Here is a 13,620-nt window from a genome sequence, read left to right as displayed (position 1 = left end):
CAAAATAAGCTCATTTTATAGCTCGTGTAAATTGATAACGGTTTTATCCGTCAAGAATTACAATGCATCATGTATGCAGTTCACTCTTGAAGTTTAGAGGTGGTAAGCTTGTCTTTTCGTATTAGGAAGCTCACAGCCTAAGGCTCCCCTCTCTGAGAATCGTAAAATACAACTCATGTCCTCATCATTACTTTTATAAAATATCTTGTCGAAACTTGTTGTTTTTTATTATATGGGCTATTTTTTAAAAAATCAATAGTTTTATTTTTTCTGACAAAAAAATATAGGGAGAAAATTTTTCCTCCCTATAACTGCCCTTTTAATATCTCTAATTCCTCAGTTGCAATGTTCCGCCATTTTCCTACTCCAAGCTCATTTAGCTCTATATTCATAATGCGCACTCGCTTTAGCTTTATTACAGTAAATCCGAAAGCACGACTCATTCTACGAATTTGCCTGTTCATTCCTTGCGTTAAAACGATACGAAATGTTGATTGATCGACTCTCGTCACTTTGCACGGCTTCGTCATACCATCTTTAATCTTTACACCGCTGGACATCTCATCAATAAACCAGTCCGTAAAAGGTTTATCGACTGTGACAACATATTCTTTCTCGTGTTCGTGATCACCGTGTAAAATTTGATTGGCAATCGCGCCATCATTCGTTAATAAAATAAGTCCTTCTGATGCTTTATCTAATCGCCCAACTGGAAAGATTCGCTCTGGGTAATTGATATAATCAATAATATTATCTTCAATATGATCAGCTGCTGTACAAGTAATTCCGACTGGTTTATGGAATGCGATATACACCTTTTCTTTCTCTTCTTTCGCAATAACCTGTCCATCAATCGTTACAACATCACCATCGCTCACAAGTGCACCGTGCGTACATATTTCGCCATTAATAGCCACGCGTCCAGCTTTAATAAGGCGGTCTGTTTCACGTCTTGAGCATGATTTTGCTTCGCTTATGTATTGGTTGATTTTCATGTTTTATTCCTTTTCATATATAATAAAAACGTCAATCTATGGCAATATCATTATGCCACGATTGACGCTTTTTCACTTCGCAAAAACAACTAAATAAATAACCCCAATCACCAAAAATATTCCACAACAAGCTAACAATACTTTTGCAAGTTTGTCCATAAACATATAATGGTTTCCCCTTTGTTTCGTTGTTTGCTATTTTAATTCGACAACTGTTACGCCTAGGCCTCCCTCGCCCATGTCACCGTAACGGTAATTCTTCACGCCGCGATGCTTCTTCAAGTAATCTTGTACACCTTGGCGAAGCGCTCCTGTTCCTTTACCGTGAATGATTGATACACGAGGATAACTTGCAAGCTGGGCATCGTCTAAATATTTTTCAACGCGCATCATTGCATCTTCATAACGTTCACCACGAAGATCAAGTTCCAATGAAACGTGGTAATCTCTACCCTTCACACTTGCGACTGCTTTTTTCTCTGTTTGCTTCGGTGTGTTAATGTATTCCATGTTAGATTCTTTTACTTTCATCTTCAGAATACCGATTTGTACGCTCCACTCTGTATCACTTACTTTTTCAAGTAATTGACCCTTTTGACCGAACGTTAATACTTTTACTTCATCACCTGCGCGTAACTGTTGTTTCGGCGCAGTGTTTTTCACGTTTACTTTTTGTTTCTTCACAAGCTCTGGCGCTGTTCCTTCTAGACGGCTCTTCGCTTCAATAAGCTCATGGTCTTTCACATTTACAAGCTGTGCTTTACGCAATTGACGAAGTTCTTGAATAATCCCTTCTGCTTCTTTCTTCGCAGCTTCGACTTTTTCTTCCCCTTCTTTTTGCGCTTTTAATAGTTTTTCATCACGCTCATCGTTAAACTCAATAATTTGACGTTGCAACTCACGATGAAGTTTCTCAGATTGTTTGCGAAGTGCCTCTGCTTCGTTCCAGTCACGCTCTGCGTTTTTCTGGCTTTCTTCTAACTTCGCAATCATATTTTCAATTTTATTTGTATCTGTACTAATATGGTTACGTGCTTGGTCAATAACGCGATCAGATAATCCAAGGCGCTTCGAAATTTCAAAGGCGTTACTACGACCTGGTACACCGATTAATAATTTATACGTTGGGCTTAATGTGTTCACATCGAACTCAACACTCGCATTAATAACTTGCTCACGGTTGTATCCGTATGCTTTTAATTCTGGGTAATGCGTCGTAGCAACAACGCGAGCACCGCGGTTACATACTTCATCTAAAATCGAAATTGCTAGTGCAGCACCTTCTTGCGGGTCTGTTCCAGCACCTAATTCATCAAATAAAACTAAGCTTTCAAAATCAGCTTTTTCTAAAATATCTACAATGTTCACCATATGTGAGGAGAACGTACTTAAGCTTTGTTCAATCGACTGCTCATCACCGATATCAGCAAAGATATTTTTAAATACACAAATCTCGGACTCATCCATTACTGGAATGTGAAGACCAGATTGCGCCATTAATACACAAATACCAACTGTTTTCAGCGTAACTGTTTTACCACCTGTATTCGGTCCTGTAATAACAATTGTTGTGAAATCTTTACCTAGCATAATGTTATTTGGCACAATAATTTCTGGATCGATTAGTGGATGACGAGCTTGTCTTAAATCCATATAACGCTCGTTATTTACAATTGGTTTCGTTGCTTTAATTCGTTTCGCATAAAAAGCTTTCGCAAAGATGAAATCAAGATTTGCAACTACTTCTACGTTTGATAAAACGATATCGGCTTCTACTGCCACTTCTTCTGTTAACATTAATAAGATGCGTTCAATTTCTTGTTTTTCTTTCACTCGTGCTTCTTGTAGTGCATTATTTAATTCTACAATTACTTGTGGTTCAATAAATAATGTTTGTCCAGAAGCAGATTGGTCGTGAACAATACCGCCATATACGCCGCGGTATTCTTGTTTTACTGGGATTACGTAACGTTCATTACGAATTGTTACAATCGAGTCAGACAGCATCTTTTGCGCGTTTGAAGAACGCGTCATATTTTCTAACTTTTCACGAATACGGCTTTCCGCAGTACGAATTTGAGTACGAATACCACGCAGTTTATCACTCGCACTATCGACTACTTCACCGCCATCACCGATGCAATTTGTAATTTTCTTTTCTAACTCATATAAAGATACAATTTGAGCGACATGAGTTTCTAAAATCGGAAGCTCGACACCGTTATCAGCCATATCTTCAATGAAACGTTTCATATTACGACTACCATACATCGTATTCGCAATATCAAGTAGTTCATTCGGGCTTAACATACTTCCAATCTTTGCACGCTTCACATTCGAGCGAATATCCGTAATGCCACCTAATGGTGCACTACCTTTTAAACGAATGACTTTCGCTGCTTCATCCGTTGTATCTTGCATTTCTACAATTTCTTCAAAATCAGTGCTCGGCACTAAATTCTTCACTTTATCACGGCCAAGTGAAGAGGCTGTATGTTCAAGTAATTGTTCTTTTACTTTATTGTATTCTAATACACGCAACGTTCTTTCTAACATGTTGCAGGTCCCCCTTGTGTTACTTATTACGTTTAATATAGTCTAATAAACGTTCAATATCCCATGTGTTAATCACGTTATCTTTTTGAATCCAACCTTTACGTGCTGCAGCTACACCTGTTTCCATATCCTCTAACATTTCAAGTGTATGAGCATCCGTATTAATCGCTACTTTTACACCAGCATCTTGTGCTTGTTTTAATAATTTCGCGCTTAAATCTAGACGGTTCGGATTCGCATTTAATTCTAAAACTGTATTTGTCTCTTTTGCGAGTTCAATTAATAAATCTGTATCTACATCATAACCCTCACGGCGCCCGAGAAGACGTCCTGTCGGATGGGCAATCATTGTGACATGTTTATTCTCAAGTGCAGTACGCAGACGCTTCATAATCGTTTCACGGTCTTGTGAGAAGCTAGAGTGAATCGCTCCAATGACATAGTCTAATTCTTCTAATACTTCATCATCAAAATCAAGAGAGGCATCTGGTAAAATGTCCATTTCAATTCCGCGTAAAATTGTAATGTCTGGATACTTTTCATTCATACGTTCAATTTCTTTCGCTTGCTCACGAAGACGCTCTTTCGTTAAACCATTCGCTACTTTCAAATATTGCGAGTGATCAGTAATCGCCATAAACTTGTATCCACGAGCACGGCACGCTTGTACCATTTCTTCAATAGAAAAAGCACCGTCACTCCAAGTTGTATGCATATGTAAATCACCTTGTATATCGGAAAACTGAATTAAGTTTGGATACTCTTTAATTAATTCAATTTCTTTTCCATCTTCACGCACTTCTGGCGGAATAAATGGCAGACCGAAATGAGCGAAGAAGTCTTCTTCAGTCTCAAATGTTTTCACTTCACCTGTTTCCAAGTTCTCTACACCGTACTCACTAATTTTCTCGCCTTTATCTTTTGCGATTTGACGCATTTTTACGTTATGGTCCTTTGATCCTGTGAAATGGTGAAGAGTTGTAATAAACTCTTCTGGTTTTACTAAACGAAAATCGATTGAAATATCATATTCATATTGAAGACGGACAGAAACTTTCGTATCTCCACTCGCGATTACTTCAATCATGTTATCGAATTGTAGTAAATGCTCACGTACCGCTGCTGGTTCTGTCGTTGCAATGATAAAATCTAAATCTTTCACTGTCTCACGAACACGGCGTAAGCTACCAGCGCGAGAGAAACGAATTACTTCAGCAATATTCGACAATTTCTCCTCTATTTCCCCGGCAATAGGCAATACCATCGCAATTGGTAAACGCTCTGGACGAGAGCCTACTTGATCGATTGCTTCTAATATTTTCTCTTCTGTCTTCTTACCGAAACCTGCTAAAGCCTGTACTTTATTTTCCTCACAAACAGCTTTTAGCGATTCCATATCAACAACACCAAGTTCTTTATATAACTTAGCCACCTTTTTACCACCAAGTCCTGGTAGTTTTAATAACGGCAATAAGCTACTTGGTACTTCTTTCTCAAGTTCTTGCAATACTTCAGATGTTCCCGATTCTATATATTCTTGAATAACGGCTGCTGTTCCTTTTCCGATTCCTGGAATCTTTGTAAAATCTTCAATTTCAGAAAGACTACGATCGTCACTTTCTAATGCTGCTGCCGCTTTACGAAATGCAGATATTTTAAATGGATTCGCACCCTTTAGTTCCATAAAAAGCCCGATTGTCTCTAATAATTTGATAACTTGTTTTTTATTTACTTTCATCATTGCCCCGCCTTTCTTTCATAGAAAAAAACTTCTCTTTCCGAAAAAAGAGAAGTTATACTCTGCTACCTGTCTGCCATAGTTCCTTCACCTTTTCAGATAGAATCGGTGTATCGTCTACAATTATTTTGCTAATTGATGATTTTTGTAATGGTGTTTGTACTTGTTCAATCGGAAGAATATTTCCAATGATAATTAAGACAAACAAAATAATATATACTTCTAAAAATCCGAGGATTGCCCCCGCAAACGCATTTACTTGCTTTAAAACCGGTATTTCTGCAAACATATTTAACAAATTACCAAGTAATGAAAGTGCAATTTTAGTGATAATAAACAATATGATAAACGCAAGCGCTTGATAAAATACTGTCTCAATATTATTTGCATCAATCCATTCTGGAACAGATACGTTTTTATCAAATGGATACGGAATAAATTTCGCAAGTGCTGGCGCTAAATCTTTACAGTACCAGTATGCAACAAGGTATGCGATAATAAAGCTTGTTAACTTTACAAGTTGCAGAATAAACCCTCTGCGTAAGCCGAGGAAAAATCCCATAACAAGCAGTAAAATGATAATAATATCAATCATGTTATTCCATTCCTTTTTTTGTCATACTTTCTTTCAATTTCTCATGTTCTTCTTTTAATTTTATGTAATCGTGTATGACGTTTACCGCCGTCAATACCGCTAGTCTACTCGTGTCAAGCGAAGGATTCTTGGCATTGAGTTCGCGCATTTTATCATCCACAATCGCTGCTACCATGCGGATATGACTTGTACTTTCATCGCCAACAACTGAATATTGCTGACCATAGATTTCTACATTAATTCGACTTTTCTTTCCCTTTTGTTGTGACAACTCACCGGCCTCCAATCACGTACAGAATCCTAAAGTTTATCATACCATGAACCTTCATAATATGGAAACAGAAAGAACAATCCGATATGATAAAAATAACAATATAAAAAAAGGGGCGACCATTATGTCAAATTCTATCGTAATTCAAACAAATTCTACAGTAATTGAAGACATGAAACAACAATATAAACATTCGCTTAGCCCAAAAATTCCACAAGGCGGAATCTTCATGGCAAAGGTACCATCTTGCACAATTACAGCGTATAAATCTGGAAAAGTAATGTTCCAAGGAGGCCGCGCTGAAGCAGAAGCTTCTCGTTGGCAAACTGTCTCTCAAACACCGAAAACAGCTGTAAAAAAATCTGTCGATTCCCATCCTTATGCGCCGCCCGCTTCCATCGGTACAATGTCTATTGTAGGGTCTGATGAAGTTGGTACGGGAGATTTCTTTGGACCGATGACAGTCGTTGCTGTATATGTGGATGCAAAGCAAATCCCACTGCTAAAAGAACTTGGTGTAAAAGACTCTAAAAACTTAAATGACGATCAAATTACTGCCATTGCGAAACAACTTCTACACGTTGTTCCTTACAGCTCTCTTGTCCTTCATAATGAAAAATATAACGAGCTATTTGATAAAGGAAACAATCAAGGTAAGTTAAAAGCTTTACTACACAATAAAGCTATTACAAACTTATTAGCTAAAATGGCACCTACAAAACCTGAAGGCGTCTTAATCGATCAATTCACACAACCTGATACATACTATAAATATTTAGCAAAACAAAAACAGGTACAGCGTGAGAATGTTTACTTCGCAACGAAAGGCGAAAGTGTCCATTTAGCAGTAGCCGCTGCTTCTATTTTAGCTCGCTACTCATTCGTAAAACAGTTTGACGAACTAAGTAAAAAAGCTGGTATGCCACTTCCAAAAGGTGCTGGTAAACAAGTTGATATCGCTGCAGCTAAATTAATTCAAAAGCTTGGTAAAGAACGATTACCCGAGTTTGTGAAACTGCATTTCGCTAATACGGAGAAGGCGTTTCGCTTATTAAAATAGTATCGACAAAAACAGGAGCCTACAAACTCCTGTTTTTTGTTTCACCCTACTATTGTCCTTATAGTTTTGTTACAATTACAATGTACATATTATTCCAATATAGGAGTAGATTCCCATTACTACTTCTACAAATGATTCTAAATATTTTACTAGGTGATCCACATGAAAGACAGTTCGAAATTAGGGAAAACATTCAGCTACTAAGTGAACAACGAGAGTTCAACGATTTAATAGAGCGTTATGGTCGATCTTTTTTATTAAACTTTCGGATCCGCAGGTTTATCGGGAAACACGATGCCCGCTTGTTAATACATAATCCAGCAAAACTACAACACTTCTGTGAGGAACTTGAATGTATGATTAGAAAAAGGAGGTTTTTCATATGAACGCTGTAAAAATAAAAAAGGTACTTTATGCTTTCGTACACATCGTAGGTCCTCTTTCTTACCTCACAATTTCTACCATTTGGGGAGCTTTTTTCACTACTAAATCTACATTTGAAAATATATCTGATAATCTTGGCGTGATGGCCATCTATTACGTGTTCATAAGTTTACTGTGGTTTTTCTATTTAGATCGATTAGACAAAGACATAAATAAGATTACAAAAGAAATTAACGATAATAAGATGTAACACATAACAAAGGAGAGCCCTTAAGACTCTCCTTTGTTATGTTAGCTTCGTTTCTGCTTCTTATTAGATGAAGGTACTTTATGAGAACCTGTTTCATGTGTCGTCGTTCCTTGTCCTTCTACTTCTGGAGAACCAAGGCTTGACCTTGAATGATCTTTTTTCACTTTTTTACTCATTTTATACTCACCCCTTCGCGTTACTTTTTGCTACGGGGTCATAAACTATGCAAACAAAAAAGCGAGAGGAAATCCTCTCGCTTTTTTCATATTTTAGAACTCAGAAGAACCTGGAGTTCTTGGGAATGGAATTACGTCACGGATGTTAGCCATACCAGTGATGTACATTAGGAAGCGCTCGAAACCTAGACCGAATCCAGCGTGTTTTGTACCGCCGTATTTTCTAAGTTCTAAGTACCACCAGTAGTCCTCTTCGTTCATACCTAATTCTTTAATTCTGTCTACTAAAACGTCCATTCTTTCTTCACGTTGACTTCCGCCGATTAATTCGCCGATGCCAGGAACTAGAAGGTCAGTAGCAGCTACTGTTTTTCCATCTTCATTCATACGCATGTAGAACGCTTTAATGTCTTTCGGGTAGTCAGTTACGAATACAGGGCGTTTGAAGATTTCTTCTGATAAGTATCTTTCATGCTCTGTTTGTAAGTCAATACCCCATTCTACTGGGTATTTGAAGTCAGCACCTGATTCTTGAAGTACTTTAATTGCTTCTGTATATGTGATGCGACCGAAGTCAGAGTTAATCACGTTGTTCATACGCTCTAGAACTGTTTTATCAACGAAACTGTTGAAGAAGTCCATTTCTTCTGGTGCATGCTCTAATACATATTTCATTGCATATTTCAGCATATCTTCTGTAAGATCCATTACATCGCCTAACTCAGCGAATGCAATCTCAGGCTCAACCATCCAGAACTCAGCAGCGTGGCGAGTTGTGTTTGAGTTTTCCGCACGGAATGTAGGTCCGAATGTATATACATCACGGAATGCTAATGCATACGCTTCAGCGTTCAGCTGTCCACTTACTGTTAAGTTTGTTTCTTTACCGAAGAAGTCTTTTGATTCATCAACTTGTCCGTCTTCACCTTTTGGTACGTTGTTTAAATCTTGCGTTGTTACGCGGAACATTTCGCCAGCACCTTCTGTATCACTACCAGTGATGATTGGTGTGTGAACATGTACGAATCCACGCTCTTGGAAGAACTGGTGAATCGCAAATGCTGCGATAGAACGTACGCGGAACGTTGCAGAGAATGCATTTGTTCTTGGACGTAAGTGAGCGATTGTACGTAAGTATTCAAACGTATGACGCTTCTTTTGAAGTGGGTAATCAGAATCTGATAAGCCCTCGATATCAATTTTTTCTGCTTTAATTTCAAATGGTTGCTTCGCTCCAGGCGTTGCAATTACTTTACCTTCTACTTTCACTGAAGAGCTAAGTGGAAGCTTTGCAATTTCTTTAAAGTTCTCTAATTCTGTATCGAAAACGATTTGAACGCTTTTGAAGAAGCTACCGTCGTTTAATTCGATGAAACCAAATGCTTTTGAATCACGTAAGTTACGAATCCACCCTGATACTTGTACTGTTTGACCTGCATACTTTTCTGTATCTCTATACAGACTTTTTACTAATGTGTTTTCCATAGTGAAATTCTCCTTTGCTGATATATTTAAATACAAAAAAACCTTTCATCCATAAAGGGACGAAAGGTTAAACTTCGCGGTACCACCCAATTTGTCATAAAGACCAACTTTAACTCGTATGTAATACATACTTCCCGGTTTGTAACAGGCCGGCTTCCCGTCTAAGTCTACTCTTGAATACAAAATTCAATTTCGGTTAGCAACTCCAAGGTGTTCTTCACATATACCGCCTCATCAGGCTCTCACCGCCCCTGACTCGCTTTGGATTATAGTATATACTACTTTTCCTTATCATCGTCTTTCATTTTGTTAAACTAAAATTAATGTACTACATTCGAGAGAAAGATGCAAGATGCCAGAAAATATATAAGCGATTTTTGTAATATATCGACTTACCGACATCTTTCGACGATTGTGCAATAAAAAAAATTGCCGGAATGAATCCGGCAATTTTCTAATTACTTACGTAACTCCGCACCAAATTTCTCTTCTACCGTTGTTAATACACGGTTATGCGCTTCTGTTACTTCTTCATCTGTTAACGTACGTTCTGCATCGAAGTAAGTCATAGAAAATGCAAGTGATTTCTTGCCTTCTTCCATTTTTTCACCTTCGTATAAGTCGAATAGTGTTACGTCTTTCAGAAGTTCTCCGCCAGCTTCAGCAATGACTTGCTTCATTTCACCAGCTTTTGTTTCTTTTGTTACCACAACAGCCATGTCACGTGTCATAGATGGGAAACGCGGAATTGCTGAGTAGTAAGTTTCTTCAGCGTCTGCACCGAATACTTTTACAAGAGATAGTTCAAATACGAATGTATTTTTCACATCTAATTGTTTTTCTGCTTCTGGGTGCAATTGACCGATGAAGCCAATTACTTCGCCATCTAATACGATGTCAGCTGTACGGCCTGGGTGCATACCTTCACGTTTTGCTGGTGCATATGTGATTTGGTTTGAAACGCCAAGTACGTCAAATAGTCCTTCTAGTACACCTTTCATAACGAAGAAGTCTACTACTTTCTTCTCACCTTGCCATGCATGGTGAAGAGCAAGACCTGTCATAACACCTGCAAGGTGCTGTTCTTCTTTCGGAAGTTCTCCTGCTTCTGTTGGTAAGAAGATAGAACCTACTTCGTATAAAGCAACGCTGTCGTTTTTACGAGCAACATTGTATGAAACTGCTTCTAGCAATTGTGGCACTAAGCTTAAACGAAGTTGGCTACGCTCTTCGCTCATTGGAAGCGCAAGGTTTACAGGTGCTTTTTCGTTTGGCTCAACCATGTATTGTTTCGCTTTGTCAGCGCTTGTTAATGAATACGTGATTGCTTCATATAAACCAGCACCCTCTAAGAAGCGACGTACTTTACGACGTTTCGTTTGTGCTGATGTTAATTTACCACGAGTCATCGTTCCAGAAGGTAATGTAACTGGAATGTGGTCATAACCGTATAGACGGCCCACTTCTTCTACTAAGTCTTCTGAAATTGTAATATCAGGACGACGTGCTGGTACATTTACATGGAATGTTCCTTCTACTTCTGTGAATGGGAATTTCAAGTTTGTAAACATTGTACCCATTTCACTCGCAGAAATATTTGTACCTAATACACGGTTTACTTTTTCAGCAGTAACAGATACTGTACGCTCTTGTACTTGTAAGTTGTCAGCTTCTACTACACCTTCAAGCGCTTCACCGCCAGCATATTTCGCCATTAAAGCAGCTGCGTGTTGAATTGCTTCAAATGTACGTGTTGGGTCGATTCCTTTTTCGAAACGTGCACTTGATTCACTACGAAGACCTAAGTCTTTTGATGTACGACGCACTGTTTGACCTGCAAAGTATGCAGACTCAATTAGAACGTTTACTGTCTCATTTGTAACTTCAGAATCCGCTCCGCCCATTACACCAGCAACAGCTAAAGCTTTTGTTCCGTTTGTAATCACAAGGTGGTGGCTTTGTAATGTACGCTCTTGATCATCTAACGTTTCAATTTTTTCGCCTTCTTTTGCAAGACGAACAACGATTTCTTTTGAACCTAATTTATCGTAATCGAATGCATGTAACGGTTGACCGTATTCCATTAAAATGTAGTTTGTAATATCAACTACGTTGCTAATTGGGCGAATACCAGCTGCCATAAGGCGAGTTTGCATCCACATTGGTGATGGACCAATCTTTACGTTTTTAACCATTTTTGCAATGTATAATGGGTTTTCTTCTTTCGCTTCTACACTTACAGAAATATAATCAGAAGTTTTTTCTGCTGTTTCTTGTAATTCGATAGCTGGAAGTTTTACTTCGCGGCCGTAAATAGCAGCCACTTCATATGCAACACCTAACATGTTTAAGCAATCTGCACGGTTTGGTGTTAAGCCAAGCTCAAGTACTTCATCGTGTAAGTTTAAAATTTCAAGTGCATCTGCACCAACTTCAGCGTCACTTGGGAAGATGAAGATACCATCTGCATATTCTTTTGAAACTAACTTTCCATCAATGCCAAGCTCTTGAAGAGCACAAACCATACCGTGAGAAGCTTCACCACGTAGTTTTGCTTTTTTAATTTTGAAGTTACCAGGAAGTACAGCACCAACTTTTGCAACTGGTACTTTTAAACCTTTTGCAATGTTAGCAGCTCCACAAATAATTTGAACTGGCTCTTCTTCACCGATATCGATTAAGCATTTGCTTAATTTATCAGCTTCTGGGTGTTTTTCACATTCTAATACGTGACCAACTACAACACCTTTTACACCTTTATTTAATACTTCAACACCTTCTACTTCAATACCACTTTTCGTGATTTTGTCTGCTAGTTCTTGTGCTGTTACATCTTTAATATCTACATACTCTTGTAACCAACGATATGATACGAACATATTTATCCTCTCCTTCCCTTACGCTCGTTTGAATTGTTGTAGGAAACGTACATCATTTGTATAGAAATGACGAATGTCATCTACGCCGTATTTCAACATTGCGATACGCTCTGCGCCCATACCGAATGCGAAACCTTGATATTCTTTTGAATCATAACCAGCCATTTCAAGTACGTTCGGGTGAACCATACCTGCGCCTAAAATTTCAATCCAACCAGTTCCTTTACAAGTGCCGCAACCTTTGCCATGACACATCATACAAGAAATATCCATCTCTACAGATGGCTCTGTGAATGGGAAGAAACTTGGACGAAGACGGATTTCACGATCTTCACCGAACATCTTTTTCACAAATACTTGCAGTGTACCTTTTAAGTCACTCATACGAATGTTTTTATCAATTACAAGACCTTCAATTTGCATGAACTGATGTGAATGCGTCGCATCATCATCATCGCGGCGATACACTTTACCAGGACAGATAATTTTGATTGGGCCTTTTTCTTTATTATTTTCCATCGTACGTGCTTGCACAGAAGATGTATGTGTACGTAGTAACGTTTCTTCTGTAATGTAGAATGTATCTTGCATGTCACGTGCTGGGTGATCTTTCGGTAAGTTTAGTGCTTCGAAGTTGTAGTAGTCTTTTTCTACTTCTGTTCCTTCAGCTACTTCATAACCCATACCGATGAATACATCTTCAATTTGTTCAACAACAGCTGTTAACGGATGGTGACAACCTGTTTCAACAGGACGACCTGGTAATGTAACATCAATTGTTTCCGTAGCTAATTTCGCTTCAATTACTGCTTTTTCTAAGTTACCAATTTTGTCTTCTAGACGTGTTTGAATCGCTTCACGTACTTCATTTACTAATGCTCCCATACGTGGACGCTCTTCTGCTGATAATTTTCCCATGCCGCGTAATACTTCTGTAATTGGACCTTTTTTTCCTAAATACGCTACGCGTACGTCGTTTAAGCCCTTTAGCTCTTTCGCTTCTTCAATAAGCTCTAACGCTTTTTGCTTTAGCTCTTTTAAACGTGCTTCCATTTTGGAACCCTCCTAATTTTAAAAATAAAAAAACCTCGCTCCCAAAAAGGGACGAGGTAAATTCGCGGTACCACCCTAAATTGACAGAACAAGTCTGCCCACTCATTAGTTATAACGATCAATTCTGACCGGAACGCCTTTACATATATATGGTCCTGGCGTCAACTCCAGAGGTGAA

General features: G+C 38.4%; 12 protein-coding genes and 3 other annotated features (2 of these 15 running past the window's edge). Of the genes, 3 read left to right on the top strand and 9 right to left on the bottom strand.

What is annotated here, in order from left to right; genetic code table 11:
- Positions 1-197 (bottom strand) — a binding site (T-box leader); it reaches 59 nt to the left of the window's first position.
- 108 nt (positions 198-305) lie between these two features.
- From IBT51_RS17220 to zapA, 5 genes are all read right to left on the bottom strand, one after another.
- The gene (locus IBT51_RS17220) at positions 306-995 is read right to left on the bottom strand and encodes a 23S rRNA pseudouridine(2604) synthase RluF (protein ID WP_000700737.1); all 690 of its coding nucleotides are present in this window, start codon (positions 993-995) and stop codon (positions 306-308) included.
- A 195-nt stretch (positions 996-1,190) separates the two neighbouring features.
- Positions 1,191-3,551 (bottom strand): endonuclease MutS2, encoded by a 2,361-nt coding sequence (locus tag IBT51_RS17215; protein ID WP_000893743.1) that lies wholly within the window; start codon positions 3,549-3,551, stop codon positions 1,191-1,193.
- A gap of 19 nt (positions 3,552-3,570) precedes the next feature.
- Positions 3,571-5,289, bottom strand: a complete 1,719-nt coding sequence (gene polX / locus IBT51_RS17210; protein WP_000867533.1) for a DNA polymerase/3'-5' exonuclease PolX — start codon at positions 5,287-5,289, stop codon at positions 3,571-3,573.
- A gap of 55 nt (positions 5,290-5,344) precedes the next feature.
- Positions 5,345-5,884 carry a CvpA family protein gene (locus IBT51_RS17205; protein WP_000565409.1) on the bottom strand — a complete coding sequence of 180 codons (540 nt, stop codon included), beginning with the start codon at positions 5,882-5,884 and terminating at the stop codon, positions 5,345-5,347.
- A gap of 1 nt (position 5,885) precedes the next feature.
- Positions 5,886-6,155 carry a cell division protein ZapA gene (gene zapA / locus IBT51_RS17200; RefSeq protein WP_000082701.1) on the bottom strand — a complete coding sequence of 90 codons (270 nt, stop codon included), beginning with the start codon at positions 6,153-6,155 and terminating at the stop codon, positions 5,886-5,888.
- A gap of 124 nt (positions 6,156-6,279) precedes the next feature.
- Here zapA and rnhC point away from each other — a divergent pair, with 124 nt between their 5' ends.
- The 3 genes from rnhC (at position 6,280) to IBT51_RS17185 (ending at position 7,849) form a co-directional block, all read left to right on the top strand.
- Complete coding sequence (gene rnhC, locus IBT51_RS17195; protein WP_098127765.1) at positions 6,280-7,215, top strand: ribonuclease HIII; 936 nt, start codon at positions 6,280-6,282, stop codon at positions 7,213-7,215.
- Positions 7,216-7,346: 131 nt separating this feature from the next.
- Positions 7,347-7,601, top strand: coding sequence for a hypothetical protein (locus IBT51_RS17190; RefSeq protein WP_033659778.1), 255 nt, complete (start codon positions 7,347-7,349; stop codon positions 7,599-7,601).
- Positions 7,598-7,849, top strand: coding sequence for a hypothetical protein (locus IBT51_RS17185; RefSeq protein ID WP_053563576.1), 252 nt, complete (start codon positions 7,598-7,600; stop codon positions 7,847-7,849). Before IBT51_RS17190 ends, IBT51_RS17185 begins: the two co-directional genes overlap by 4 nt.
- Positions 7,850-7,890: 41 nt before the next feature.
- On the opposite strand, the gene IBT51_RS17180 is transcribed toward IBT51_RS17185, so the two are convergent.
- From IBT51_RS17180 to pheS, 4 genes are all read right to left on the bottom strand, one after another.
- Positions 7,891-8,025: a YuzL family protein gene (locus IBT51_RS17180; protein WP_000039592.1), complete on the bottom strand. Its 135-nt coding sequence runs from the start codon at positions 8,023-8,025 to the stop codon at positions 7,891-7,893.
- A gap of 93 nt (positions 8,026-8,118) precedes the next feature.
- Complete coding sequence (asnS, locus tag IBT51_RS17175; RefSeq protein WP_000432189.1) at positions 8,119-9,510, bottom strand: asparagine--tRNA ligase; 1,392 nt, start codon at positions 9,508-9,510, stop codon at positions 8,119-8,121.
- 52 nt (positions 9,511-9,562) lie between these two features.
- Positions 9,563-9,814, bottom strand: a binding site (T-box leader).
- A 154-nt stretch (positions 9,815-9,968) separates the two neighbouring features.
- Complete coding sequence (gene pheT, locus IBT51_RS17170; protein WP_000498195.1) at positions 9,969-12,389, bottom strand: phenylalanine--tRNA ligase subunit beta; 2,421 nt, start codon at positions 12,387-12,389, stop codon at positions 9,969-9,971.
- An 18-nt stretch (positions 12,390-12,407) separates the two neighbouring features.
- The gene (gene pheS / locus IBT51_RS17165; protein WP_000388220.1) at positions 12,408-13,442 is read right to left on the bottom strand and encodes a phenylalanine--tRNA ligase subunit alpha; all 1,035 of its coding nucleotides are present in this window, start codon (positions 13,440-13,442) and stop codon (positions 12,408-12,410) included.
- Positions 13,443-13,486: 44 nt separating this feature from the next.
- Positions 13,487-13,620, bottom strand: a binding site (T-box leader); it runs 95 nt beyond the window's last position.

The sequence above is a fragment of the Bacillus sp. S71 genome, from assembly GCF_016625265.1.
Taxonomy (GTDB): Bacteria; Bacillota; Bacilli; order Bacillales; family Bacillaceae_G; genus Bacillus_A; species Bacillus_A cereus.
This window is presented reverse-complemented; position numbering and strand designations above follow the sequence as displayed.

Coding starts and splice junctions, on each gene's coding strand:
- IBT51_RS17220 (WP_000700737.1), bottom strand. CDS start 995: ATGAAAATCAACCAATACATAAGCGAAGCAAAATCATGCTCAAGACGT.
- IBT51_RS17215 (WP_000893743.1), bottom strand. CDS start 3,551: ATGTTAGAAAGAACGTTGCGTGTATTAGAATACAATAAAGTAAAAGAA.
- polX (WP_000867533.1), bottom strand. CDS start 5,289: ATGAAAGTAAATAAAAAACAAGTTATCAAATTATTAGAGACAATCGGG.
- IBT51_RS17205 (WP_000565409.1), bottom strand. CDS start 5,884: ATGATTGATATTATTATCATTTTACTGCTTGTTATGGGATTTTTCCTC.
- rnhC (WP_098127765.1), top strand. CDS start 6,280: ATGTCAAATTCTATCGTAATTCAAACAAATTCTACAGTAATTGAAGAC.
- IBT51_RS17190 (WP_033659778.1), top strand. CDS start 7,347: ATGATTCTAAATATTTTACTAGGTGATCCACATGAAAGACAGTTCGAA.
- IBT51_RS17185 (WP_053563576.1), top strand. CDS start 7,598: ATGAACGCTGTAAAAATAAAAAAGGTACTTTATGCTTTCGTACACATC.
- IBT51_RS17180 (WP_000039592.1), bottom strand. CDS start 8,025: ATGAGTAAAAAAGTGAAAAAAGATCATTCAAGGTCAAGCCTTGGTTCT.
- asnS (WP_000432189.1), bottom strand. CDS start 9,510: ATGGAAAACACATTAGTAAAAAGTCTGTATAGAGATACAGAAAAGTAT.
- pheT (WP_000498195.1), bottom strand. CDS start 12,389: ATGTTCGTATCATATCGTTGGTTACAAGAGTATGTAGATATTAAAGAT.
- pheS (WP_000388220.1), bottom strand. CDS start 13,442: ATGGAAGCACGTTTAAAAGAGCTAAAGCAAAAAGCGTTAGAGCTTATT.